Source organism: Variovorax sp. J22R115, from assembly GCF_030317005.1.
In the GTDB taxonomy this organism is placed as follows: Bacteria; Pseudomonadota; Gammaproteobacteria; order Burkholderiales; family Burkholderiaceae_C; genus Variovorax.
Genome location: NZ_JASZYM010000002.1, coordinates 1 through 20,364, shown reverse-complemented (window position 1 = coordinate 20,364; position 20,364 = coordinate 1). Strand labels below are relative to the sequence as shown.

Sequence of the window (20,364 nt, the reverse complement as noted above, 5' to 3'; positions counted from 1 at the left end):
CCCCTATCTGCGCAGTTGCATCGACACCGAGAACCGGTCCGCCGGATGCACCGAGACGGAGATCTCGAAGACATCGCCCTCGGCGTCGAAGTAGCGGCGAACGATCTTCAGCGCGGTCGTGCCCATCTTCACCTGGAGCCTCCCGGCCATGGCGCCATCCGTGATCGTGAACGCGCGCACGTCCTGATGGATCTCCGCGATATGCCGGTCATACCGGTCTTCGATCAGTGAACTGATCAGCGAGTCGGGCGAGGCCTTGACCACCTCGGCGATGTCGGCGTAGCCGGGATCGATGTAGACGTCGGTCCAGCCGATCGGCAGCGCGTCCTCGTCGCCGACCATCCGCAGGCTCGAGATGCGCAGCCAGGGCGCGCCGTCCGCGCAGCCCAGCTCCCGGGCGAGTTCGCCCGTCACGGTCGTCTGCTCGATCTCCTGCACCACGCGCTGGTGCTCGGCGCCAAACTGCACCAGATCGTCGACCGATGCCAACGAAGGCCGGAATCGGGGCCTCGGCTTTGCGGAGACCACGCGCGTGCCCACGTTCTTGCGCCGCGACACCAGCCCCAGGTCCTGCAGCTCTGCCAGTGCGGCCCGCACGGTGTGCCGGCTGGTGCCGTAGTGCTTGCAAAGCTCCAGTTCGGTCGGCAGCAGCGTCCCTACCGCGAAGTGCCCCGACGTGATGCCTTCGGTCAGGTGGCGGGCGATGTTGGAGAAGTTGGCCTTCTGCGGGGCCGGTTCGAGAGCGTTGTTCATGGGCTTAAGGGTATACCCCATTCCGAAGTTATGTCCGAACATATTACAGTGAAGATATGTCCGGACATATCGGTGTCCGTCCCACACCACTTCACGAGGCCTCCATGTCGACACCTTCACTTCCCATGGCCAGCACGGTCGTTGATTCCATCCTGTTCCGCGATGCATTCGGCACGCAGAAGATGCGGCAACTCTTTTCGGACGGCGCCCTCATCCAACGCTACATCGACGCGGAGGTCGCATTGGCGAGGGCCGAGGCCCGCTGCGGTGTCATCCCCGCGGAAGCGGCCGAAGTGATTGCGCGCGAATCCAGGATCGATCGCATCGACTTCGACCACATGCGCCACGAGACCGACATCGTGGGCTATCCGATCCTGCCGCTGGTTCACCAGCTGGTCGGCATGTGCGGCGAATCGGGCCGTTACGTGCACTGGGGCGCGACCACGCAGGACATCATGGACACCGCCGTCGCGCTGCAGGTGCGCGATGCGCTCGACAGCGTGGGCGAGGACATCCGCGAACTGCGCGGCATCCTGGCTGCACTGGCGAAGAAGCACCGCGACACGCCGATGGCGGGCCGCACCCATCTGCAGCAGGCACTGCCCGTGACCTTCGGCTACAAGGTGGCGATCTGGCTGGCCATGTTCGACCGCCACCAGCAGCGCCTTGCCGAACTGCGGCCGCGCGTCGCGGTGGTCGAGTTCGCGGGCGCCGCCGGCACGCTGGCATCGCTCGGCGACAAGGGATTCGAAGTGCAGAAGGCGATGGCCGAGGAACTGAAGCTCGGCGTGCCGGCCACCACATGGCACGTGGCCCGCGACGGCTTTGCCGAGGCGGTGAACCTGCTGGCGATCATCACAGGCTCGCTCGGCAAGATTGCGCTCGACATCATGATCATGGCGTCGACAGAGTTCGCCGAGGTGTACGAGCCCTTCGTCAAGGGGCGCGGCGCGTCGAGCACGATGCCGCAGAAGCGCAACCCGATCTCGAGCGAGTTGATGCTGGCCGCTTCCAAGGCGGTGCGCCAGCACGCTGGCCTGATGGTCGACGCGATGGTGCAGGACTTCGAGCGCGCCACCGGTCCGTGGCATGCCGAGTGGATCGCGATCCCTGAGAGCTTCATCCTCACATCCGGGGCCTTGCATCAGGCCAAGTTCGCACTCGGCGGCCTGATCGTCGACGAGGCCCGCATGGCCCACAACCTCGGCATCACCAAGGGCCTGATCGTGGCCGAGGCCGTGATGATGGGCATGGCCCCGCACATCGGCCGACAGCAGGCACACGACGTCGTCTACGACGCCTGCCGCACCGTGAACGAGAAGGGCGGCACCCTGGCCGAAGCGCTGGCGGCCCTGCCGGAAGTCACGAAGCACTTCGACCGCGCCACCATCGATCGCCTCACAGATCCCGCCAACTATCTCGGCCTTGCGCCGCAGATGGTGGACCGCGCGTTGGCGCTGTCCGCCGACATCGCCATGCGTGCACCCGCCGCTGCCCACTGACCACCACTCAAGGAAATCATCATGAAGTCGAACTGGAAACTTGGCGCGCTCGCGCTGGCCTTTGTTGCAGGCAGTGCGTTCGCGCAGGCCTACCCGGCGAAGCCGGTCACATGGATCGTGCCGTTCGCCGCAGGCGGACCGACGGATGCACTCGCGCGCAGTATTGCCGAGCGCGTGGCGCGTGAGATCGGGCAGCCGATCGTGATCGACAACGCGCCCGGCGCAGGCGGCACGGTCGGTGCCGCCAAGGCGTCGCGCGCCGCTCCCGACGGCTACACCATGCTGGTCGGCCACATGGGCTACATGGGCGCCGCGCCGGCCCTGTACAAGAAGCTCAACTACGACCCGGTCAAGGACTTCGCGCCGGTGTTTCGCTTTCCGGATACGCCGCTGGTGCTGATGGTCCGCAAGGAGCATCCGGCCAAGGACATCAAAGCGCTGGTCGATTTCGGAAAGGCCAACCCGGACAAGCTGTTCATCAGCAATGCGGGCGTCGGCTCCAGCTCGCACCTGATCGCGGCGCTGTTCGCGTCCACCGCGGGCATCAAGATCTCGCAGGTTCCCTATAAGGGCGCCGGCCCCGCGCTGATCGACGTGATTGGCGGCCAGGTGGATGGCATCTTCGACCAGACCAACACCGCCTTGCCGCAGATCAAGGAGGCCAAGGTGCGTCCATTGGCGGTGACATCGAAGGTCCGACTCCCGCAATTGAAGGATGTGCCGACGTTGGCAGAGACCGTGCTGCCCGGCTTCGAGGCATCGACGTGGTACGGCGTCTACGCCCCCAAGGGCACGCCGCAGGCGGTGCTGGACAAGGTGCAGGCGGCTTACCAGAAGGTGATGACCGACAAGGCCTTCACCGACAAGATGGCGGAGCAGGCGATCCAGTTGCTGCCCGCCGAGCAATACACCGGCGCGGCGCTGGGCAAGCACACGGAAAGCGAGGTCGCGCGATGGAAGTCGGTAGCGGCCAAGACCAACATCTCGCTGGACTGATCATGGGCGCCGCACGCATCGAGAGCGATGCCTTCGGCCCGGTCGAGATCCCCGCCGACCGCTATTGGGGCGCGCAGACGCAGCGCGCACTCGGCGTCTTCGAGGTCGGCGAGGAGCGTTTTGCCGTCTGCCTGATCCGCGCCTTCGGGCTCCAGAAGATGGCGGCTGCGCAGGCGAACCTGCGTTGCGGAACGCTCCCGGCCGAGCTGGCTGGGCCCATCGAGGCCGCTGCCGCCGAATTGCGCGACGGGCGCTTCGATGCGCACTTTCCGCTCACGGTCTGGCAGACCGGCTCCGGCACCCAGACCAACATGAATGCGAACGAGGTGATCGCGAACCGGGCGAACGAGTTGCTGGGCCAGCCGCTGGGCACCCGATCGCCGGTCCATCCCAACGACCACGTCAATGCATCGCAATCCTCGAACGACAGTTTCCCCACCGTCATGCACGTGGTCACGGTCCTGGAGCTGGAACAACGGCTGAAGCCATCGCTCGTCTTGCTGCGAGACAGCCTGCAGCGGCGTGCCGAGGCCTTTGCCGATGTCCGAAGGATCGCGCGAACCCACCTGATGGACGCAGTGCCCATGACGATGGGACAGGTCTTCGACACCTTTGCACGCCAGGTGGCCCACGGGGTCGACCGGATCGACGCCGCGATGCCACGGCTCCTGCGGTTGCCGCAAGGCGGGACGGCCGCCGGCACGGGACTGAATGCGCCACCCGAATTCGACGTGCTCTTCTGCGAGGCGATCAGCGCGCTCACCGGACGGAAATTCCTGTCCAACCCCTCGAAGTTCGAAGGCATGGCCGCACACGATGCGTTGGTCGAAGTGTCGGGCGCGCTCAACGTCATCGCGACTTCGCTGATCAAGATCGCGAACGATGTGCGTTGGCTCGGGTCAGGTCCGCGTTGCGGCCTGGGTGAGTTGAAGATTCCGGACGACGGCCTGACGAGTTCGATCATGCCGGGCAAGCGCAATCCGACGATCGCAGAGGTACTGGCGCAGGCCTGCATGCAGGTCGTGGGCAATCACGCGACCATCACCATGGCCAACGCATCGGGCAACTTCGAACTGAACGTCGCCAAGCCTGTGATCATCGCCAACCTGCTGCAGTCGATTCGTGTGCTGGCCGATGCAACGCGCGTTTTCGCCCAACGGCTGGTCGAAGGCATCGAGGTGGACCGTGCGCGGCTTGCTGGCAACGTCGAGAACGCGTTGCTGCAGGTGACGGCGCTGAACCCGCTGCTCGGCTACGACAAGGTGGCGAAGATCGCCGCCACGGCGCTCGCGCAGGGACTCACCCCTCGAGCGGCTGCGTTGTCACTTGGTTTCGTGGACGAGGCGACCTACGACCGGGTGGTGGGAGCATCGACGCGATAGCGAGCGCTGCGGCGCCGTCCTGCTCAGGCGGTGTCGGCACGTTGGCGCGGCAGGAAGTTCATCGCGACGCTGCCCGAACTGCCCGCGCGGACGACACGGTGGATGAAGTCGAGCTTCTCGATCACCGGCGGGACGATGATGAACGGATAGCTGTCGTGCGCGCCGAGGCTGCGATCCATGGCATTGATGAACTGGGAGACCGGCAGCCACTGTTCGACGACGGCGTCCGGGATGGATTCGGCCTGCAGATCGAGATTGCGCACTTTCAGGGCAGGTCCACCCGGCAGGGCCAGATCCAGCCGCGCACCCCAGGAGGCGGCGGTTTCCAGGCCGTCCACCATGTGCAGGTAGTGGGCCCAGGTTTCCGCCCAGTCCTCCCACGGGTGCGAACTGGCGTACACGCTGATGAAGCGCAAGGGCCAATCAGCCACCGGCGAGGCGTAGTGCGTTTTCAATGCCTGCTCGTAATCCGCACGTTCGTCGCCGAACAGAGCCCGGTACTCGTCGATCCACGGAGTCCCTCGCACCAGCCGATCCCAGTAGTAGTGGCCGATCTCGTGCCGGAAGTGGCCCAGCAGCGTCCGGTAAGGCTCATGCATCGACATGCGGATGTGCTCGCGTCGCGCATCGTCGGCTTCGGCGATGTTGAGCGTGATGACACCCTCGTCGTGGCCGGTCAGGACGCGCTCCTTCGGGCTGGCCTCCTCGAGGAACTCGAAGGACAGGCCATTGGCCGGATCCTCCAGCTTGTTGGGCGTCGGCAGGACCAGTTCGACCAGCGTATAGAACAGGCGGCGCTTGGCCTGTTCGAGCGCGGCCCAGTAGCCACGGTTCTCCGGTTTGGTCAACGCGGGAATGGTGTGTGTGGTGCGGCACGACAGGCAATGCTCGTGTGCACTTCCGGCGGGCACCATCCAGTTGCACACGCTTTCATTGCGGTTCACGCAGGGGCGGTAGTCGGCACCCGGGTGGCCCAAGCGGCGCCATGAATCCTCGTCGGTCACCTCGAAGGCGAGCATGAGTTGCTCGTCCGGCGCGTAACCCAGTACCGCGCCGCAGGTTTCACAGCTCAGGTTCTCGAAGAAAACGCGATTGCTGCAATTCGAACAGGTCAACTGCTTCATGGGATCTGCGCTCTGAATGTTGCAACGCAGCATTGTCGACTTCGCCGCGCAGGCCATCGCCAAGGACGTCCGCCCGCCCGAGCGTGGGACAAGGTGCCGTGCCATTGTTGCGGCGTCGTCCTACCGAGCTTGCTGACGCCCGTGTCGCGCCAGAAGGATGGCCGAGGTGCACACTCCAGCGGCCTTGCATTTCTTCCGCCATCGACCCGAGACCTGTGCAGCCACCCTTATGAAGCCACTGCGGAGCCGTACGAAAGCCATTTTCTGGACGCTCGTCCTGTCGGTTGCCGCGACGGTTCTGGTGCTCGCATTCACCGGTGGCGAAAAAAAGCTCGACGAGCAGGTGACCCGTGAATACGCGCTGCACGACGCGCAGTACCAGCGTGCACTGGGCGTCATGCTGGGGCCGCCCATCACGGAAGGCAATCGCTTCGAGGCGCTTCACAACGGCGACCGGATCTTCCCGCCCATGCTGGCCGCGATTCGAAGCGCACGGCAGAGCATCACCTTCGAAACCTACATCTACTGGTCGGGCGACATCGGGCGCGCGTTTGCCGATGCGTTGGCCGAGCGGTCGCGAGCCGGCGTCAAGGTGCACGTGCTCCTGGATTGGGTGGGCAGCGCGAAGGTGGACGAGGATTTCGTGAAGGAGATGGAAGACGCGGGCGTGCAGATCCGCAAGTTCCACAAGCCGAACTGGTACGACATCACTCGAATGAACAACCGCACCCACCGCAAGCTCCTGGTGGTCGATGGGCGTATCGGCTTCACCGGCGGCGTCGGCATCGCCCCCACCTGGACAGGCAATGCCCAGGACGCGGATCACTGGCGCGATTCCCACTTCAAGGTCGAAGGACCGGTGGTCGCCCAGATGCAGGCCGTCTTCATGGACAACTGGATCAAGGTGTCGGGCGACGTGCTGCACGGCGAGCGCTACTTTCCGGCGATCGCCAGGATGGGCAGCGGCCGGGCCCAGATGTTCAGCAGTTCTCCCTCTGGGGGGAGCGAGAGCATGCACCTGATGTACCTGCTGTCCATCGCCGCGGCGACGAAGACCATCGATCTCGCCAGCGCCTACTTCGTTCCGGACGACTTGACCGTTGGCGCATTGGTCGCTGCGATGCAACGCGGCGTGCGGGTACGCATCATCACGCCGGGGCCGATCATGGATTCCCAGACCGTGCGCGGGGCGTCACGGGCCGCCTGGGGTCCGCTGCTCGAAGCTGGCGCGGAGATCAGCGAATATCAGCCGACCATGTTCCATTGCAAGGTCTTCACTGTCGATGGGCTCCTGGTCTCGGTCGGGTCGACGAACTTCGACAACCGATCGTTCCGTCTCAACGACGAGGCGAACCTCAACATCTACGACGAAGCATTCGCCGCGATGCAAGCGGTTCAGTTCGAGGCAGACCTGAAGCTTTCGAAGCGCATCACGCTCGAAGCGTGGCGCGAGCGGCCGTTGTCGGAGAAGGCGTTGGAGCACCTCGCCTCGTTGCTCTCTGCGCAACTCTGAGGGGGTGCGGCCTCTGCAACCTAGTCGACGGGCTGAGCGGGGATCGACGGCAGGAAGAGCGGAAGCACCAGGGCCGCGCTTTGCAGAAGGGCGTACTCGCCATCCGGCAGCGAATGGCTTTGCACGTCGAAATGACACAGCGTTCCGATGAGCTCGCCTGTCGCGCCGACGAGCGGCACGCCGTGATAGCTGACCATCACGCCCTGGTACGGATGTCCGTCCAGTCGCGAGTCGGCGCCGGAATCGTCCGTGAGAAAGGCGCCGTCGCGAAGGACGAACTGGCAGAAGCTCGTCTCGAAAGGAACGATCGCCAGGAACTCCGGCCGCAGTTCGCCTTGCTTGTCGTGCAGATAGACGTTCTGCAAGGTGCTCCCATGCAGGCGATAAACCGCCGAGTACCTGTGCGGAACGGCGGCGTTCAAGAAGGCGAGGGCGGCTTCGGGTCCTGCTGTTCGCAAGGTTGCCGTGAAGACCGAGATGTCGCGGTCAGGGGACATGGTGGCGATTCAGGAGGTCCGCTCGCGCGCGTCGTTCTTCAGATCGCGGATGGGATCGTGGTCTGGCTGTTCCTGCGTCGCATAGTAGGTCTCGTCCGCACGATTCCACGCCGCTTCCGCAGCCGGGCGGGCTTCGGCCCAATCGAGCCTGGAAGCGCCGCGGCGGCTTTCCCATTCGGATGCCAACTCGGGCTCTGCGGCGCTGAAGTCGGCGCCCCGAAGGCTACGCCCGGTCCAGCCCGCTTCATAGGCCGGACCGTAGTCCTCCCACGGCCGGCTTGGGTCGTGGTACAGCTCCTTGGCGTAGTTCTCGCGCCAATACGTTTCCTCGGCGGTCGGGTTCACGCCTTCGGCTACGGCCTTGCCGCCCAAGCCACCCGCGACCGCGCCGGCCACGAGGCCGACCGCCGTTCCTACGGGGCCGGCGAGCGAGCCGGCGGCAGCCCCGGCGATCGCACCGCCTGTCGCGCCCAAGCCAGTGCCTATTGGATGGGCGCCAGGTGCGCCGGTGATCGGATCGCGGTTGGGTGAGCCGTTGCCGAGTTGGCCGTCATCTGTTGCCATGCTGTCTCCTTGATAGCCCGAAGGGGCGAAAAGAAAAGAGAAAACTCTTCGACGAAGAGAACACGGGTCACGGTAGGCATGCCCTCGACCCCATGGAGTCATCGACATCGTCCAGCGCGTGTAGGGCAAAACCGCTGGTCGCCATGGCTAGCGTCGACGAGCGATCTTTCGCTGATGCCTGGTCCAGCGCGCAACCAGCGCATTGCCGATCGTGACGGCCGCGAGCAACACCAACTGCCGGCTGAGGAGCCGGGTGGCCTGCGCCACGCGCCGATCGACCTCTCGCTGCGCGGCCGCGGTCCGGGCAATGCCTGCGTAGTCCGGTAGCGGCTCCCTGATCGCCCGAGCCGGCGTCGCCACGACGGGACCTGCACCCGCATCGGCTTTCGCGTCCGCCGCGCTTCCATCCATCGCCCTGGCCCCTGCCAGCGAGCCATGCGAATCCGCGTAGGCCTTGGTGAATTCCGCGCCGAGCAGAAAAATCTGCGCAGCGTAGTAAACCCATGCCACGAGCACCACCAACGAGCCCGCGGCGGCGAAGGATTCGCTGACCCCGCTCTTGCCCAGATAGAGGCCGATCAGCAGCTTGCCGAGCTCGAACAACAGTGCGGTGACGAACGCCCCGATCCAGACATCGCGCCAGCCGATGGCAGCGGTCGGCATCAACTTGAAGATCATGGCGAAGAGCAGCGTGAAGATGCCGATCGAAATCAACTCATTGCTGCCCTGCAGAAGGATCTCCCAGCCCGGAAGCAATCCGCCAAACCAGGTGTCGAACGCTGCAAGGCCCGCGCTGACCGTCAGCGAAACGATCAGCAGGAAAGCCAGGCCGAGGATGAGCCCGAACGACAGAAGGCGCGCCCGCAGCACGGCCCACACGCCGGACGGCTTCTCCCGCTCCGGTACATGCCATATGCGATCCAACGCACTCTGCAATTCGGCGAACACCGTCGTGGCGCCGACCAGGAGCACGGCGACACTGATGGCACCAGCGACGAGGCCCCTCTCCGGCTCGCTCGCACTACGCAGCAATGCTTCGACCGCCGTGGCGCCGTCCTGACCCACCAGTCCTCCAATCTGCGCGACGATCTCTCCCTGCGCGGCATCGCGGCCGAATACCGCGCCCGCAATGGCGATGACGATGACCAGTAGCGGCGCCATGGAGAAGATCGTGTAGTAAGAGATCGCGGCGCCCATGCTCGGAGCGAAGTCATCGATCCAAGCCATCGCCGCCTTCCGGCAAAGACCGAGAAATTCCTTCGGCTTCATGCTGGGCCCCTCAATGTTGAGCGCTCCCTGGTACGACGCTACTGCTCCCAAGCTATGGATGCGGTCGTGGCAAAGCCGGAGCCTACGGTTTGCCTCCGATACCGGCGGTCAGTGTTCACGGACGAACGCTGTCAGGAACTCTCTGCAGTCTCTGTTTCTTATGTCGTGAGACATTGACAATCGACTTGGGCCGATCTACCGATGCATTGCTGGCCCCCCATCGGCCCTTGTGGTTTAATCGCATGATTACATTTGGTTTGTTGACAATAGAGTCGCGACCACAGCAACTGGGCATTCCTAATGACGACAAAGACCATGGCTGCCTCAGAGACGCAGCCCGCACGCGCCAAGCAGCCGCTCCGGCAATTGATGACGCTTCCGGAGCAGATCGCCGAACGCATCTTCACTGCCATCGCCGACGGCGAGTACGAGCCGGGCGAGCGCATTCGCGAAGAGGCTCTCGCCGAACAGTTCGAGGTCAGTCGCGGCCCGGTGCGTGAGGCGTTGCGCATCCTGGAGAAGGACTCGGTCGTTCGCATCCTGCCCAACCGGGGCGCGCACGTCACGCAACTGTCGACCAAGGAGGTCGCCGACATCTTCGAGATCCGCCGCAAGCTGTCGGCCGCGATGGTCGCCAGGCTGTCCGTCGAGGAAGCGGCGCGTGTCGCGGCGATCATCGATGCGGACGTCCGCGCACTCGACGCGCTGGCGCAGACCGATGGTGGGGGCGCCGAATACTTCCAGACATCGTTCCGGCTCAGCCGCGTCTTGCGCGAGTCTTGTACCAACGAGCGTCTCGCCGAGATCCTCGCTTCGCTGTCGCGCCAGACATTGCGCTATACCCAGCTCGGCCTGGCCACGCCGGCACGGCGCAAGGAATCGGCCCGCAACTGGAAGGCCATGCAGAAGGCCTTGAAGGCGGGCAACGTGGATGTGGCCGCTGATGCCGTCGAGAAACTGATCGAGGATTCGAAGCGCGAGGCGATGAAGCAACTCGAAGTGCGCCAGGGCGGCGTAAGCAGCGACTCGTAAAGCCGCCGCAGCCAGAATCCAGGAACCCCGCGGAACCGGCTTCGCCGGTCCGCTGGGGTTGCCCCCGGAAGGGGGTGTCCGAGCCACACGAAGTGGGCGAGGCTGGGGGCGATCAAATGCCCAGGATCATGACCATATAGGCGGACATCACCAAGCCACCTGCCTGGAGGAGGCAGTTGTGGGCATTCGGCACCTGGCGCTCGCCGCAATCGCCGCGCAACTGGCGCACCGACTCGATCATCAGCGGCATGCCGAACATGCCGCCATGGTTGAAGGACAGGCCGCCGCCGGAGGTGTTCATCGGGAATGCGCCGCCCGGGGCGATGCGTCCACCTTGCACGAAGGCGCCGCTCTCGCCGCGCTCGCAGAAACCCAGGGCTTCGAGTCCGACCAGCACGTTGATGGTGAAAGCGTCGTAGATCTGCACGAGGTCGATGTCGGAATGGCTGACTTCGGCGCGCGCCATGGCCAGGCGGCCCATCTCGGCGAGCACGCCGTTGTCGATCCAGTCGTCCGTGCCGAAAGGCGTGGCGTGCTGGATGTACCGCTCGGCAAAGCCCTGCACCAGAACCGGCTTGCGGGGCAACTCCTTTGCGCGATCGGCCCGCACGAGCACGATCGCACCGGCGCTGTCCGTCACCTGGCAGATGTCGAACTTGCGCAGCGGGTCCGCGATCATCGGAGCTGCCAGATAGTCCTCCATCGACAGCGGCGAGCGCGCAATGGCGTTCGGATGGAGCTGCGCCCAGCGCCGAGCCGCCAACGCCACTTCGCCCAGGTCCTCGGCGCGCGTGCCGTAGCGGTGCATGTGCAGGCGAGCCTGCATCGCATAGAAGCCGATCGGGCTCAGCATGCCGTAGGGCTGAATGAACTGCCCAGGCGGCATGCGCGCATCCTGCGCATGGCCTCCGCGGGAGCGGCTGCGGTCCAGCCGCTGCGTACTGCCGTAGGTGATCAGTGCGGCGTTGCACAGCCCGGCCTCCATCGCCGCCATCGCGTGGGCGACGTGAGTCAGGTTCGACTGGCCGCCGACGACGGTGCTGTCGACGTAGCTCGGCTTCAGGCCCATGTACTCCGTCACGAGCAGGCCGGCCGCACGGTCATCCCAGTGGGCGAACACGCCGTCGATGTCGGTGGGCTTCAGTCCCGCGTCCAGGATCGCCTGCCGCGCTGCCTCGCATTGCAGCGACAGCGCAGTGTCTCCAGGCTGGGCCTTGCCCATGCCGGCTTCGCCGACGCCGGCAATGGCGTAGCGGCCACTCAGAGCTTTGGGGTCCATGTCTGTCCTTAGACCCGTGCCGATTCGGCGGCGAGTTGGGCTCGAACGTCCTTTTTCAACACTTTCCCGACCGGGCTGCGGGGCAGGGTGGGCCAGAACACCACCTGCTTGGGCGTCTTCAGGCTGCCGAAGCGCTTCTTGCACATCTCGACGATCTCGTCGGCCGTTGCGCTGGTGCCCTGCTTGAGTTCGATCACCGCGGTCAGGCGTTCGCCCCAGTCGGCATCGGGCACGCCGACCACGACGCAGTCCTGCACGGAGGCGTGGCCCCAGATCACCTGCTCGATCTCGCTCGGATAGATGTTGAAGCCGCCGGAGATGACCATGTCCTTCTTGCGGTCCACCACATACAGGAAGCCGTTCTCGTCGAACACGCCGATGTCGCCCGTGTGGTGCCAGCCGAAGGCGCGCGCCTCGGCCGTCGCCTCCGGGTTGTTGTAGTAACCGGGCGAGACCAGATCGCCGCGCGCGACGATCTCGCCGCGTTCGCCGGTCGGCACGATGTTGCCCTCGTCGTCCATCAGCGCCACCTCGCAGGCGCCGGATGGGCGGCCGGCGGAGGCGAGGTGCTTGTCGAGTTCGGGGTCGTTGTGCACGAAATGGTCCTTGCGCGACAGGCAGGTGATGACGCCGGGCACCTCCGACTGGCCGTAGCTCTGCATGAACACCTGGCCCCATCGGGCGAGGCCTTCGCGCAGCTTGTCGACCGACATCGGTGCGGCGCCGTACAGAACGTACTCCAGCGAGGAACAGTCGCGCGTGGCTACGTCGGCGTGGGCGAGCAGGCGATAGATCATGGTGGGCGGCAGGAAGATGTGCGTCACCCGCTCGCGCTCGATCGCTTCCAGGATCACACCCGGGTCGGCCGACGGGGCGATCACGTTGCGCGCGCCGAAACGTGCCAGCGCGACCATCGTCGCACCGGCCGCATGCGTGAGCGGCGCGACGACCAGATGCACCGGATCCTTGCGAGGCGGCGTGAACTGGTTGGTGATCCGGTAGGCGGTCTCGAGCGACCGGTGGCTCTGCATGATCGCCTTCGGCCGGCCCGTCGTGCCCCCGGAGGACTTGATGAGCGCGATGTCATCGGGTTCGCGTCGCACCGTCACGCGCCGGCCGGCGAAGTTCTTCACCCACTGCGCAATGTCATCGCCGTCTTGCTCCAGCGGTTCCGTCAGGCCGATGACGCGCTTGAGCGTCGGGATCTCGTTCTTCATGCGTTCGAGGTGCGGCGCGTACTGCGGGTGGCAGATCAGCACCGCGATCTCGCAGAAGCTGGCGAACCAGATGATGTCCTCGATCGGATCGCGTGCGTTGAGCGGCACGAACACCGCGCCGCTGCGCATCACGCCCAGCATTGCCGGCAGCACGATCGGGTGGTTGGGCGACAGCACGCCGACATGGGTGCCCGGCTGCACGTCGCGCACCAATGCGGTGGCGACGGCGTGCGATGCGCCTTCAGCCTCGCTGTAGCTCATCTTCACGTCGCCGCCTTGCACGAAGACGCGGTCCGGAAATGCCGTTGCGCCGGCGTCGAAGGAATCAATGATCATGTTGTCTCCAGTATTCAGAAATGGTCGGGGCGGCCGGTGCCTTCGGCGGCGGCCAGGTCGCCGCCGGTGAGCCGGAACATCGGCAGGGCGATCTCGCTGCTGATGCGCTCGAAGCACACCTGCACCGGGGCGCCGACGGCTAGGTGGTCCAGGTCCGAAGCGACGATGCCGGCCAGCATGCGTACACCCTCGTCGAGTTCGATCATCCCGATCGCATAGGGCGTACGCGTTTCGAACGCCGGGTGCCCGGCGACGTGGCACACGGTGTAGGTGTAGACGTGGCCGGAGCCGCTGGCCGGCACCCATTCAATCTTCTCCGACAGGCATTCCGTGCAGAAGCGACGTGGATAGAACTGGTGGCGCGCGCAGGTCGGGCAGTACTGGATCTTGAGCGTGCCTTCAAACGCCGCGTCCCAGTACTGCGCGGTCTCGGCGGTGGGGATCGGCATGGGGCGCGCCGGGGTCGGGTTCATCGGCTTTTCCTCTGTTTCGCCTGCGGTCAGGGCCATGGGGTTGGTCTCCGTTCGGACGGGTGTGCCGCCTCGTTGGCGCAGCACTTTGCTGCAAAGCCTCGATTAAAGCATGGGCACATTCAGCTTGTCAACAATCGGAATGTCGAGTAAAGTTCGTTCATCGGCGCTCCGCCGCCACAACACGAGGCACCCCGCACATGACCACGCAGACAAAGATTCGCTCCGAGATCACCGGCACCGTATGGAAGATCCTGGTGAAGCCAGGCGACGTCCTCCTGGCGGACGACACCCTGATGGTTCTCGAGTCCATGAAGATGGAAATCCCCGTGGTGGCCCCCGAGGCCGGCCGTGTGGTCGAGATCCTCATCGCCGAGGGCGCTCCTGTGCGCGAAGGCCAGGAAATCGCAGTCTTCGAAGAGGAATGAGCGCCATGAGGAACCAAAGCGCTGACAAGGGGGTATCCGCATGAGCCTCACATTCGCACCGGCCGACGCGGCCGTCAATGCCGCCGCTCCCGGCGCTTCCAGCCACGGAGAACAGCGGGCTGAACTGGACGGCCGGATCCGCACCGCGCTCGCCATGGGAGGCGCGGACAAGCTTGCGCAGCGGCGCGCCAGCGGTCACCTCAACGCACGCGAGCGCATCGATCAACTGCTGGACGCCGGGTCTTTCAGCGAAACCGGCATGCTGGCTGTCTCAGTGTTGCCTGCCGACCGCGAAAGCTCGCCCGCCGACGCCAAGATCACCGGCACCGGCCGTATCGAAGGGCGACGCGTGGCCGTCGTGTCGAACGACATGACCGTCAAGGGCGCGTCGTCGTCGGCCGTGAACATGCGCAAGATCGCACGCCTCAAGGACACGGCCAATCGCAGCGGCATGCCGTTGATCTTCCTCGGCGAATCCAGCGGTTCCCGGGTGCCCGACAGCCTGGGCGCCGAGGCGATGGCTGCGGCCGGCCAGGACCCACAGCAGTACTGCCGCCGCCGAGAGACACCATGGGTCAGCGCCGTGCTCGGCCCCTGCCTCGGCTCATCGACCTGGTACACCTGCCTGTCCGATTTCGTGGTGATGCGCAAGGGGGCGTTCCTCGCGGTGTCGAGCGCGAGAGTCACCTCGCTCGCGATCGGCGAAACCGTGGATCCCGAAGAGCTGGGTGGATGGAGGCTGCACGCCGAGCAGACCGGCCTGGTGGACAGGGTCGTCAGCAGCGACGCGGAAGCATTGGCGGAAATCCGCCGCTTCCTCAGCTACCTGCCGTCGCACGCGGGTGCCCGTCCACCCCGCCTTTCGGCGGCCGAGGCGATCGCGCCCGATGCCGACAAGCTCGTCGAGCTCGTGCCCTCCGCGCGCAGCAAGACCTACGACATGCGCAAGGTGATTGCCGGCATCGTCGACGAAGGCAGCTTCTTCAACCTGAAGGACCGTTTCGGCCGCGCCGCCGTCACCGGCCTGGCACGGCTCGATGGCGAGAGCGTGGGCATCGTCGCCTCGAACCCGATGTTCAAGGGCGGCGCGATGGACCCGGAAGCCTGCCGCAAGGTCACGGCATTCCTGGTGATGTGCGATTCCTTCAACATCCCGGTCCTCTTCCTGGTCGATACGCCGGGCTTCCTGGTCGGCATCGAGGGCGAGCGCAAGGCCGCTCCGGCGCACATCATGAACATGATCCATGCCGTGCAGCTCTGCAATGTGCCCAAGCTGTCGGTGATCTTGCGCAAGAGCTACGGCCAGGCCTACATCAACATGGGCGGCGGCCGCAACAGCGACGCGGTGGCCGCCTGGACCAGCGCCGACGCCAGCTTCATGGATCCGCAGATCGGCGTCAGCGTGCTCTACGGCATCAAGCGCGAGGACGACCCCGAGCGCTTCGACCAACTGAAGGTCGAACTGGCACGCGACACCTCGGCCTACGCGCTGGCCGGCGCCTTCGGCGTGCAGGCGGTGATCGCGCCGCAGCAGACCCGCGCCTGGCTCATCGACGGGCTGGCCACGCACCGGCGCGACCGCAACGGCGGCATCGGCGAGCACGAGATGCGCTCGTGGCCGACCTATCTCTGAGCAAGAACCTACATAACCAAGAGACAAGCCCAAATGAATCCCGCACTGTCGGCCGCCGACACCCGCATCGCCCCCAACGAACCCCGGCGCCTGTCGCGCGTCTACGTGTGGGCCGTCTTCGCGCTCACCTTCGGACTGATGCTGTCCGACTACCTGTCGCGCCAGGTCATCGGCGCCGTCATGCCGGCCCTCAAGGCGGAGTGGGGCCTGTCGGACTCGCAACTCGGCATGCTCGTGAGCGTGGTTTCGCTCACCGTCGGTGTGCTGACCGTGCCGATCTCGCTGATTGCGGATCGCTGGGGGCGAGTCAGGAGCATCACCCTCATGGCCGTCGTGTGGTGCCTGGCGACCATCGCCTGCGGTCTCGCTCAGAGCCACGCGCAACTGCTGACGGCCCGCGCCTTCGTAGGGCTCGGTGAGGCGGCCTACGGCGCCGCGGGGGCCGCGTTGCTCGCGCATGTGTTTCCCGCAAAGCAGCGTGCGGCGGTGCTGGGTGCATTCCTGTCGGCGAGCCTGTTCGGCTCAGTGCTCGGTGTCGTCCTCGGCGGAGCCATAGCCGCCGAGTCCGGCTGGCGCATGGCCTTCTTCGCCGTTGGCGCGCCGGGCCTGGTGCTGGCGCTGATCTATCCCTTCGTCGTGCGCGACTACAAGACCGCCCCCTTGCCCAAGGACGCCAGCGCCACGTCGAAGGGAATGGGCCTTGGCCGGATCGCGCGCGAAGTGTTCGCATCGCGCTCGGGAAATTTCGCCTACCTCGCGAGCGGACTGCAGATGGCGATGCCCGGGATGCTTATTGCATGGCTCCCGACCTACTTCGTCCGCTTCTACGGCATGGACGTGAAGAAGGCCGCGCTGATGGCGGGCGTCGCAGTCCTCGCGTCGGGCGTCGGGATGATCTTCGGCGGCGGTCTGGCCGACCGGCTGAGCGTCAGGCATCCCCGGCGCCGTGCGCTGGTGCCTGCCGGCTATTCGGCGCTGACGGCGCTGATTCTGATCGTCGCCTTCTCGCTGCCGCCAGGCCCGCTGGGGCTGGGCCTGATCTTCCTCGGCGCCTTGTTCGCCGCGGCGCAGGGCGGCTGTTCCGCGGCCATTGCCTGCGATGTCACGCACCCCGGCGTGCGCGCGACGGTCGCCGCCACGATGACGCTGACCAACAATCTGATCGGCCTGGCGCCCGGGCCGCTGATCGTCGGCGTCCTGTCGGACGTGCTGGGCCTCCAACGCGCGCTGACGCTGGCACCGTTGCTGGCGCTCGCGGCTGCAGTCTTCTTTGTCCTCGTCTCTCGCAGCTACGAGTCTGACGTGGCACGCCAGCGCGCCGGGGCCGCGCGGGAAGCGGCTTGAGCGCCGATTCACGACCTTTGGCCGACATTCCCGCCGCCATTCCAACCGCGAGTTCCACCCCATGAACCTTTCCCTCACGCTCACCGGCTGGCGACAGCCCGCACGCACCAACTTCCACGGCGTCCTGATGTCGGTGGTGGTGGCCGTCGCGGCGATCTCGCTGGCCGAGCACTACCACGTATCCGCCATGCTCTTTGCCTTGTTGCTCGGCATGGCGCTGAACTTCCTCTCGATCGAAGGCCGGTGCGTTCCGGGCATCCGGTTTTCCGCGAGCACGCTGCTGCGCATCGGCATCGCACTGCTGGGCGTGCGCATCACGCTGGCGCAGATCACGGCGCTGGGTGCCATGCCGATCGCCATGGTCGTGCTGTCGGTGGCGCTGACCATCGGCTTCGGCATCGTGCTGGCGAAGATGCTCGGCTACCGCAACCGCTTCGGCGTGCTGACGGGCGGGGCCGTGGGCATCTGCGGAGCCTCGGCAGCAATGGCGATTGCCGCCGTGATGCCGGCGCAGGCCGATGACAACGTGAAGGAGCGCGCCACCATCTTCACGGTCATCGGCGTCAGCACGCTCTCGACGGCCGCCATGGTGCTCTACCCGATGCTGGTCACCGCGCTCGGCTTCGGCGGGCAGCATGCCGGCGTCTTCCTGGGCGGCACGATCCACGACGTGGCGCAGGCGGTCGGCGCGGGCTACGGCATGTCGAAGGAAACCGGCGACGTCGCGACCATCGTCAAGCTGCTGAGGGTCGCGATGTTGCTGCCCGTGATCCTGGTCATCACGCTGTCCTACCGCAGGGCCCATGTCGCCGGCCCGTCGGGCGGGCCGAAGCCGCCGTTGCTGCCGTGGTTCGTGGTGGCTTTCGCGCTGCTCGTTGCCGTCAACAGCGCCGGGCTCATTCCTGCCGCACTGCAGCAAGCGCTGCAGACGCTCTCCACCTGGCTGCTGGTCATCTCGATGGCCGCGATCGGCATGAAGTCGCACCTGAAGGATTTCGCCACCGTGGGCCTGAAGCCGATCGTGCTGATGGTGAGCGAGACGGTGTTCCTCGCGGTCCTCGTGATCGCATTCATCTTCTTCACACGTTGAGGCCCCAAGTGCAAGATTTCGTCAAACTGGAAAGGCAGACAGAGCCCATGACCACCGCCCATGAAGCACTGCAGCGCCTTCGCGAAGGCAACGAGCGTTTTGCCTCCGAGGTTCACACCGGCGAGCGCTTCCTGCACCGCATGCGGCGCGCCAAGACCAACTTCGAGCAGAGACCCTTCGCGATCATCCTCGGCTGTTCGGATTCGCGCGTGCCCGTCGAGATCGTGTTCGACCAGGATCTCGGCGACCTGTTCGTCATCCGCGTCGCCGGCAACATCGCCGCACCTTCGCAACTGGGCAGCATCGAGTTCGCCGCGGCGGAATTCGGAACGCCCCTGGTCGTGGTGATGGGGCACTCGCACTGCGGCGCCATCCTCGGGACGCTGGAGCAGTTGCGCCGGCCGACCGAGGCCCGCTCGCCGCACTTGCGATTCATTGCCGATCGAATCCGGCCCGCGGTGGCCGACCTGCTGGCGCCGGAACTGGGCTACGACCGGGAGACGCTGATCCGGAAAAGCGTTCAGGCGAACGTTCGCCAGTCGGTCGAGCAATTGCGCCACGGTTCGAAGATTCTCGAGCGGCTGATCGAGAAAGGCCAGTTGCACGTCGTCGGCGCCGAGTACTCGCTGGAGACCGGCCGGGTCGAGTTCTTCGACGCGCTGCCCGATCCCGGATCGGTTCCCCAACATTCCCCCAACGATTGAATTCCAACAGGAGACACACATGACTTCCATTCTTCACCGCCGCCGCCTTGGCGCCACCCTGGCCGCCGCGCTTGCGTTGCTGGCCGCCCCTTCGGCTTTTCCGCAAGCCCCTTCCGACAAGGCGGTGCGCATCATCGTGGCCGGGCCGCCCGGCGGCTCGTTGGAGGTCGTCTCGCGCCTCCTGGCCGAAGGCTTGCAGAAGGAGATGGGCAAGTCGGTCATCGTCGAGACCAAACCCGGCGGCGGCGGGGCGGTGGCAGTGAACGACCTGATCCAGTCGCCGCACGACGGCAACACGATGCTCGTTTCGCTCGACGCGATAGTCAGCGAGATTCCCCACATCGTGAAGCTGCGCTTCGACATGGCCAAGGAGGTCAAGCCGTTGGCCGAATTGGCGCGCGGCGGGCTCGTGTTGGTGGGCAATCCGTCCGTCCCGGCGAAGAATCTCGCCGAACTCATTGCCTACGTGAAGGCCAACCCGGGCAAGGTGAGTTACGCGTCCTATAGTGCCGGCACTGTCTCGCATGTAATGGGACTGCAGCTCAACAAGGCAGCCGGGATCGACATGTCGCACGTCGGCTACAAGGGCTCGCCCCCGGCACTGGTCGACGTGGTGGGCGGGCACGTGCCGCTGATGTTCGCCGGGATCCCGAACGCGATTCCGCTGATCAAGGGCAACAAGATCGTTCCCTACGCCGTGAGCGTGCCTCAGCGTTCGCCGAACCTGCCCAACGTGCCGACATTCACCGAGCTCGGCTATCCGCAACTCGAGGCTCTCGCCTGGGTGGGCCTGTTCGTCACGCCGGACGTTCCGGCCGCGGCGCAGGCCGGGCTGCGCGACGCGGCGCTGAAGGTGATGGCGCAACCCGCGACGCGCGAACGCCTGAGGGAGTTCGGCCTCGACGCGGGCCAGCCGCGGACTCCGGATGAGCTGACGAAGTCGCTGCGCTCGGACTACGAGCGCATCGGCGCCATGCTGAAGTCGATCGATTTCAAGCCTGAGTAAATCATGGACACGGTGCGCCGCAAGGCGTTGAAATTCGCCATCGCGGCCATCGCGGCCATCGGCGCCGCGATGGCCGCTCCGGGCTTCGCACAGCCTGCGGGCCCGATTCGCCTGGCGCTCATCGAGAGCATGAGCGGCCCCTTCGCCAACACCGGCGAGGCGGTGTTCCGCAATCTGCTGTGGGCGGTGGAGCGCGTCAATGCGCGCGGTGGGGTCAAGCTGCCG

Annotated in this window: 19 protein-coding genes and 1 pseudogene; 12 read left to right on the top strand and 8 right to left on the bottom strand. The window is 65.7% G+C overall.

Annotated features, from left to right (window positions below):
* Positions 1-3: 3 nt before the first annotated feature.
* Entirely contained in the window at positions 4-753 is a 750-nt protein-coding gene (locus QTI04_RS03010; RefSeq protein WP_286614169.1) for a GntR family transcriptional regulator, read from the bottom strand.
* Positions 754-857: 104 nt separating this feature from the next.
* Here QTI04_RS03010 and QTI04_RS03005 point away from each other — a divergent pair, with 104 nt between their 5' ends.
* The 3 genes from QTI04_RS03005 to QTI04_RS02995 are packed head-to-tail and all read left to right on the top strand — an operon-like array spanning position 858 to position 4,633.
* Positions 858-2,255: an adenylosuccinate lyase family protein gene (locus tag QTI04_RS03005; RefSeq protein WP_286614168.1), complete on the top strand. Its 1,398-nt coding sequence runs from the start codon at positions 858-860 to the stop codon at positions 2,253-2,255.
* A 21-nt stretch (positions 2,256-2,276) separates the two neighbouring features.
* Positions 2,277-3,251 (top strand): tripartite tricarboxylate transporter substrate binding protein BugD, encoded by a 975-nt coding sequence (locus QTI04_RS03000; RefSeq protein WP_286598080.1) that lies wholly within the window; start codon positions 2,277-2,279, stop codon positions 3,249-3,251.
* A 2-nt stretch (positions 3,252-3,253) separates the two neighbouring features.
* Complete coding sequence (locus QTI04_RS02995; RefSeq protein ID WP_286614167.1) at positions 3,254-4,633, top strand: lyase family protein; 1,380 nt, start codon at positions 3,254-3,256, stop codon at positions 4,631-4,633.
* Between the two features lie 23 nt (positions 4,634-4,656).
* Here QTI04_RS02995 and QTI04_RS02990 read toward each other — a convergent pair whose 3' ends face one another.
* The gene (locus QTI04_RS02990; RefSeq protein WP_286614166.1) at positions 4,657-5,757 is read right to left on the bottom strand and encodes a putative zinc-binding metallopeptidase; all 1,101 of its coding nucleotides are present in this window, start codon (positions 5,755-5,757) and stop codon (positions 4,657-4,659) included.
* 229 nt (positions 5,758-5,986) lie between these two features.
* On the opposite strand from QTI04_RS02990, the gene QTI04_RS02985 reads away from it, so the two are divergent.
* Entirely contained in the window at positions 5,987-7,270 is a 1,284-nt protein-coding gene (locus QTI04_RS02985; RefSeq protein WP_286614165.1) for a phosphatidylserine/phosphatidylglycerophosphate/cardiolipin synthase family protein, read from the top strand.
* 20 nt (positions 7,271-7,290) lie between these two features.
* Here QTI04_RS02985 and QTI04_RS02980 read toward each other — a convergent pair whose 3' ends face one another.
* The 3 genes from QTI04_RS02980 to QTI04_RS02970 all read right to left on the bottom strand — a co-directional run bounded on the left by QTI04_RS02980 (position 7,291) and on the right by QTI04_RS02970 (position 9,528).
* Positions 7,291-7,767 (bottom strand): GAF domain-containing protein, encoded by a 477-nt coding sequence (locus QTI04_RS02980; protein WP_286614164.1) that lies wholly within the window; start codon positions 7,765-7,767, stop codon positions 7,291-7,293.
* A gap of 9 nt (positions 7,768-7,776) precedes the next feature.
* Positions 7,777-8,331 carry a hypothetical protein gene (locus QTI04_RS02975; RefSeq protein WP_286614163.1) on the bottom strand — a complete coding sequence of 185 codons (555 nt, stop codon included), beginning with the start codon at positions 8,329-8,331 and terminating at the stop codon, positions 7,777-7,779.
* 147 nt (positions 8,332-8,478) lie between these two features.
* Complete coding sequence (locus QTI04_RS02970; RefSeq protein WP_286614162.1) at positions 8,479-9,528, bottom strand: YihY/virulence factor BrkB family protein; 1,050 nt, start codon at positions 9,526-9,528, stop codon at positions 8,479-8,481.
* A 387-nt stretch (positions 9,529-9,915) separates the two neighbouring features.
* Between QTI04_RS02970 and QTI04_RS02965 the strand changes: the two genes are divergently transcribed.
* A complete protein-coding gene (locus QTI04_RS02965; protein ID WP_286614161.1) occupies positions 9,916-10,632 on the top strand; it encodes a GntR family transcriptional regulator in 717 nt (238 codons plus the stop codon).
* A 112-nt stretch (positions 10,633-10,744) separates the two neighbouring features.
* Here the strand turns inward: QTI04_RS02965 and QTI04_RS02960 are convergent, their stop codons facing one another.
* From QTI04_RS02960 to QTI04_RS02950, 3 genes are read right to left on the bottom strand one after another with little or no spacing between them, the layout of a single operon-like run.
* Complete coding sequence (locus QTI04_RS02960; protein ID WP_286598091.1) at positions 10,745-11,911, bottom strand: acetyl-CoA acetyltransferase; 1,167 nt, start codon at positions 11,909-11,911, stop codon at positions 10,745-10,747.
* An 8-nt stretch (positions 11,912-11,919) separates the two neighbouring features.
* Positions 11,920-13,464: a class I adenylate-forming enzyme family protein gene (locus QTI04_RS02955; protein WP_286614160.1), complete on the bottom strand. Its 1,545-nt coding sequence runs from the start codon at positions 13,462-13,464 to the stop codon at positions 11,920-11,922.
* Positions 13,465-13,478: 14 nt separating this feature from the next.
* Positions 13,479-13,973 (bottom strand): Zn-ribbon domain-containing OB-fold protein, encoded by a 495-nt coding sequence (locus QTI04_RS02950; RefSeq protein WP_286614159.1) that lies wholly within the window; start codon positions 13,971-13,973, stop codon positions 13,479-13,481.
* Positions 13,974-14,134: 161 nt separating this feature from the next.
* On the opposite strand from QTI04_RS02950, the gene QTI04_RS02945 reads away from it, so the two are divergent.
* From QTI04_RS02945 to QTI04_RS02915, 7 genes and pseudogenes are all read left to right on the top strand, one after another.
* Positions 14,135-14,362, top strand: coding sequence for a biotin/lipoyl-binding carrier protein (locus QTI04_RS02945; protein WP_286598119.1), 228 nt, complete (start codon positions 14,135-14,137; stop codon positions 14,360-14,362).
* Positions 14,363-14,402: 40 nt separating this feature from the next.
* Entirely contained in the window at positions 14,403-15,995 is a 1,593-nt protein-coding gene (locus QTI04_RS02940; RefSeq protein ID WP_286614158.1) for an acyl-CoA carboxylase subunit beta, read from the top strand.
* A gap of 33 nt (positions 15,996-16,028) precedes the next feature.
* Positions 16,029-17,339: an MFS transporter gene (locus QTI04_RS02935; protein WP_286614157.1), complete on the top strand. Its 1,311-nt coding sequence runs from the start codon at positions 16,029-16,031 to the stop codon at positions 17,337-17,339.
* Positions 17,340-17,400: 61 nt separating this feature from the next.
* Complete coding sequence (locus tag QTI04_RS02930; protein WP_286614156.1) at positions 17,401-18,429, top strand: YeiH family protein; 1,029 nt, start codon at positions 17,401-17,403, stop codon at positions 18,427-18,429.
* A gap of 47 nt (positions 18,430-18,476) precedes the next feature.
* Positions 18,477-19,133 (top strand): carbonic anhydrase, encoded by a 657-nt coding sequence (locus tag QTI04_RS02925; protein WP_286614155.1) that lies wholly within the window; start codon positions 18,477-18,479, stop codon positions 19,131-19,133.
* A gap of 19 nt (positions 19,134-19,152) precedes the next feature.
* Entirely contained in the window at positions 19,153-20,139 is a 987-nt protein-coding gene (locus tag QTI04_RS02920) for a tripartite tricarboxylate transporter substrate binding protein (RefSeq protein WP_286614154.1), read from the top strand.
* Positions 20,140-20,208: 69 nt separating this feature from the next.
* A pseudogene (locus QTI04_RS02915) lies at positions 20,209-20,364 on the top strand (branched-chain amino acid ABC transporter substrate-binding protein); the annotation flags it as partial.

Excerpts from the sequence above, each read along its gene's own strand:
- QTI04_RS03010 (WP_286614169.1), bottom strand. The coding sequence starts at position 753 with ATGAACAACGCTCTCGAACCGGCCCCGCAGAAGGCCAACTTCTCCAAC.
- QTI04_RS03005 (WP_286614168.1), top strand. The coding sequence starts at position 858 with ATGTCGACACCTTCACTTCCCATGGCCAGCACGGTCGTTGATTCCATC.
- QTI04_RS03000 (WP_286598080.1), top strand. The coding sequence starts at position 2,277 with ATGAAGTCGAACTGGAAACTTGGCGCGCTCGCGCTGGCCTTTGTTGCA.
- QTI04_RS02995 (WP_286614167.1), top strand. The coding sequence starts at position 3,254 with ATGGGCGCCGCACGCATCGAGAGCGATGCCTTCGGCCCGGTCGAGATC.
- QTI04_RS02990 (WP_286614166.1), bottom strand. The coding sequence starts at position 5,757 with ATGAAGCAGTTGACCTGTTCGAATTGCAGCAATCGCGTTTTCTTCGAG.
- QTI04_RS02985 (WP_286614165.1), top strand. The coding sequence starts at position 5,987 with ATGAAGCCACTGCGGAGCCGTACGAAAGCCATTTTCTGGACGCTCGTC.
- QTI04_RS02980 (WP_286614164.1), bottom strand. The coding sequence starts at position 7,767 with ATGTCCCCTGACCGCGACATCTCGGTCTTCACGGCAACCTTGCGAACA.
- QTI04_RS02975 (WP_286614163.1), bottom strand. The coding sequence starts at position 8,331 with ATGGCAACAGATGACGGCCAACTCGGCAACGGCTCACCCAACCGCGAT.
- QTI04_RS02970 (WP_286614162.1), bottom strand. The coding sequence starts at position 9,528 with ATGGGCGCCGCGATCTCTTACTACACGATCTTCTCCATGGCGCCGCTA.
- QTI04_RS02965 (WP_286614161.1), top strand. The coding sequence starts at position 9,916 with ATGGCTGCCTCAGAGACGCAGCCCGCACGCGCCAAGCAGCCGCTCCGG.
- QTI04_RS02960 (WP_286598091.1), bottom strand. The coding sequence starts at position 11,911 with ATGGACCCCAAAGCTCTGAGTGGCCGCTACGCCATTGCCGGCGTCGGC.
- QTI04_RS02955 (WP_286614160.1), bottom strand. The coding sequence starts at position 13,464 with ATGATCATTGATTCCTTCGACGCCGGCGCAACGGCATTTCCGGACCGC.
- QTI04_RS02950 (WP_286614159.1), bottom strand. The coding sequence starts at position 13,973 with ATGGCCCTGACCGCAGGCGAAACAGAGGAAAAGCCGATGAACCCGACC.
- QTI04_RS02945 (WP_286598119.1), top strand. The coding sequence starts at position 14,135 with ATGACCACGCAGACAAAGATTCGCTCCGAGATCACCGGCACCGTATGG.
- QTI04_RS02940 (WP_286614158.1), top strand. The coding sequence starts at position 14,403 with ATGAGCCTCACATTCGCACCGGCCGACGCGGCCGTCAATGCCGCCGCT.
- QTI04_RS02935 (WP_286614157.1), top strand. The coding sequence starts at position 16,029 with ATGAATCCCGCACTGTCGGCCGCCGACACCCGCATCGCCCCCAACGAA.
- QTI04_RS02930 (WP_286614156.1), top strand. The coding sequence starts at position 17,401 with ATGAACCTTTCCCTCACGCTCACCGGCTGGCGACAGCCCGCACGCACC.
- QTI04_RS02925 (WP_286614155.1), top strand. The coding sequence starts at position 18,477 with ATGACCACCGCCCATGAAGCACTGCAGCGCCTTCGCGAAGGCAACGAG.
- QTI04_RS02920 (WP_286614154.1), top strand. The coding sequence starts at position 19,153 with ATGACTTCCATTCTTCACCGCCGCCGCCTTGGCGCCACCCTGGCCGCC.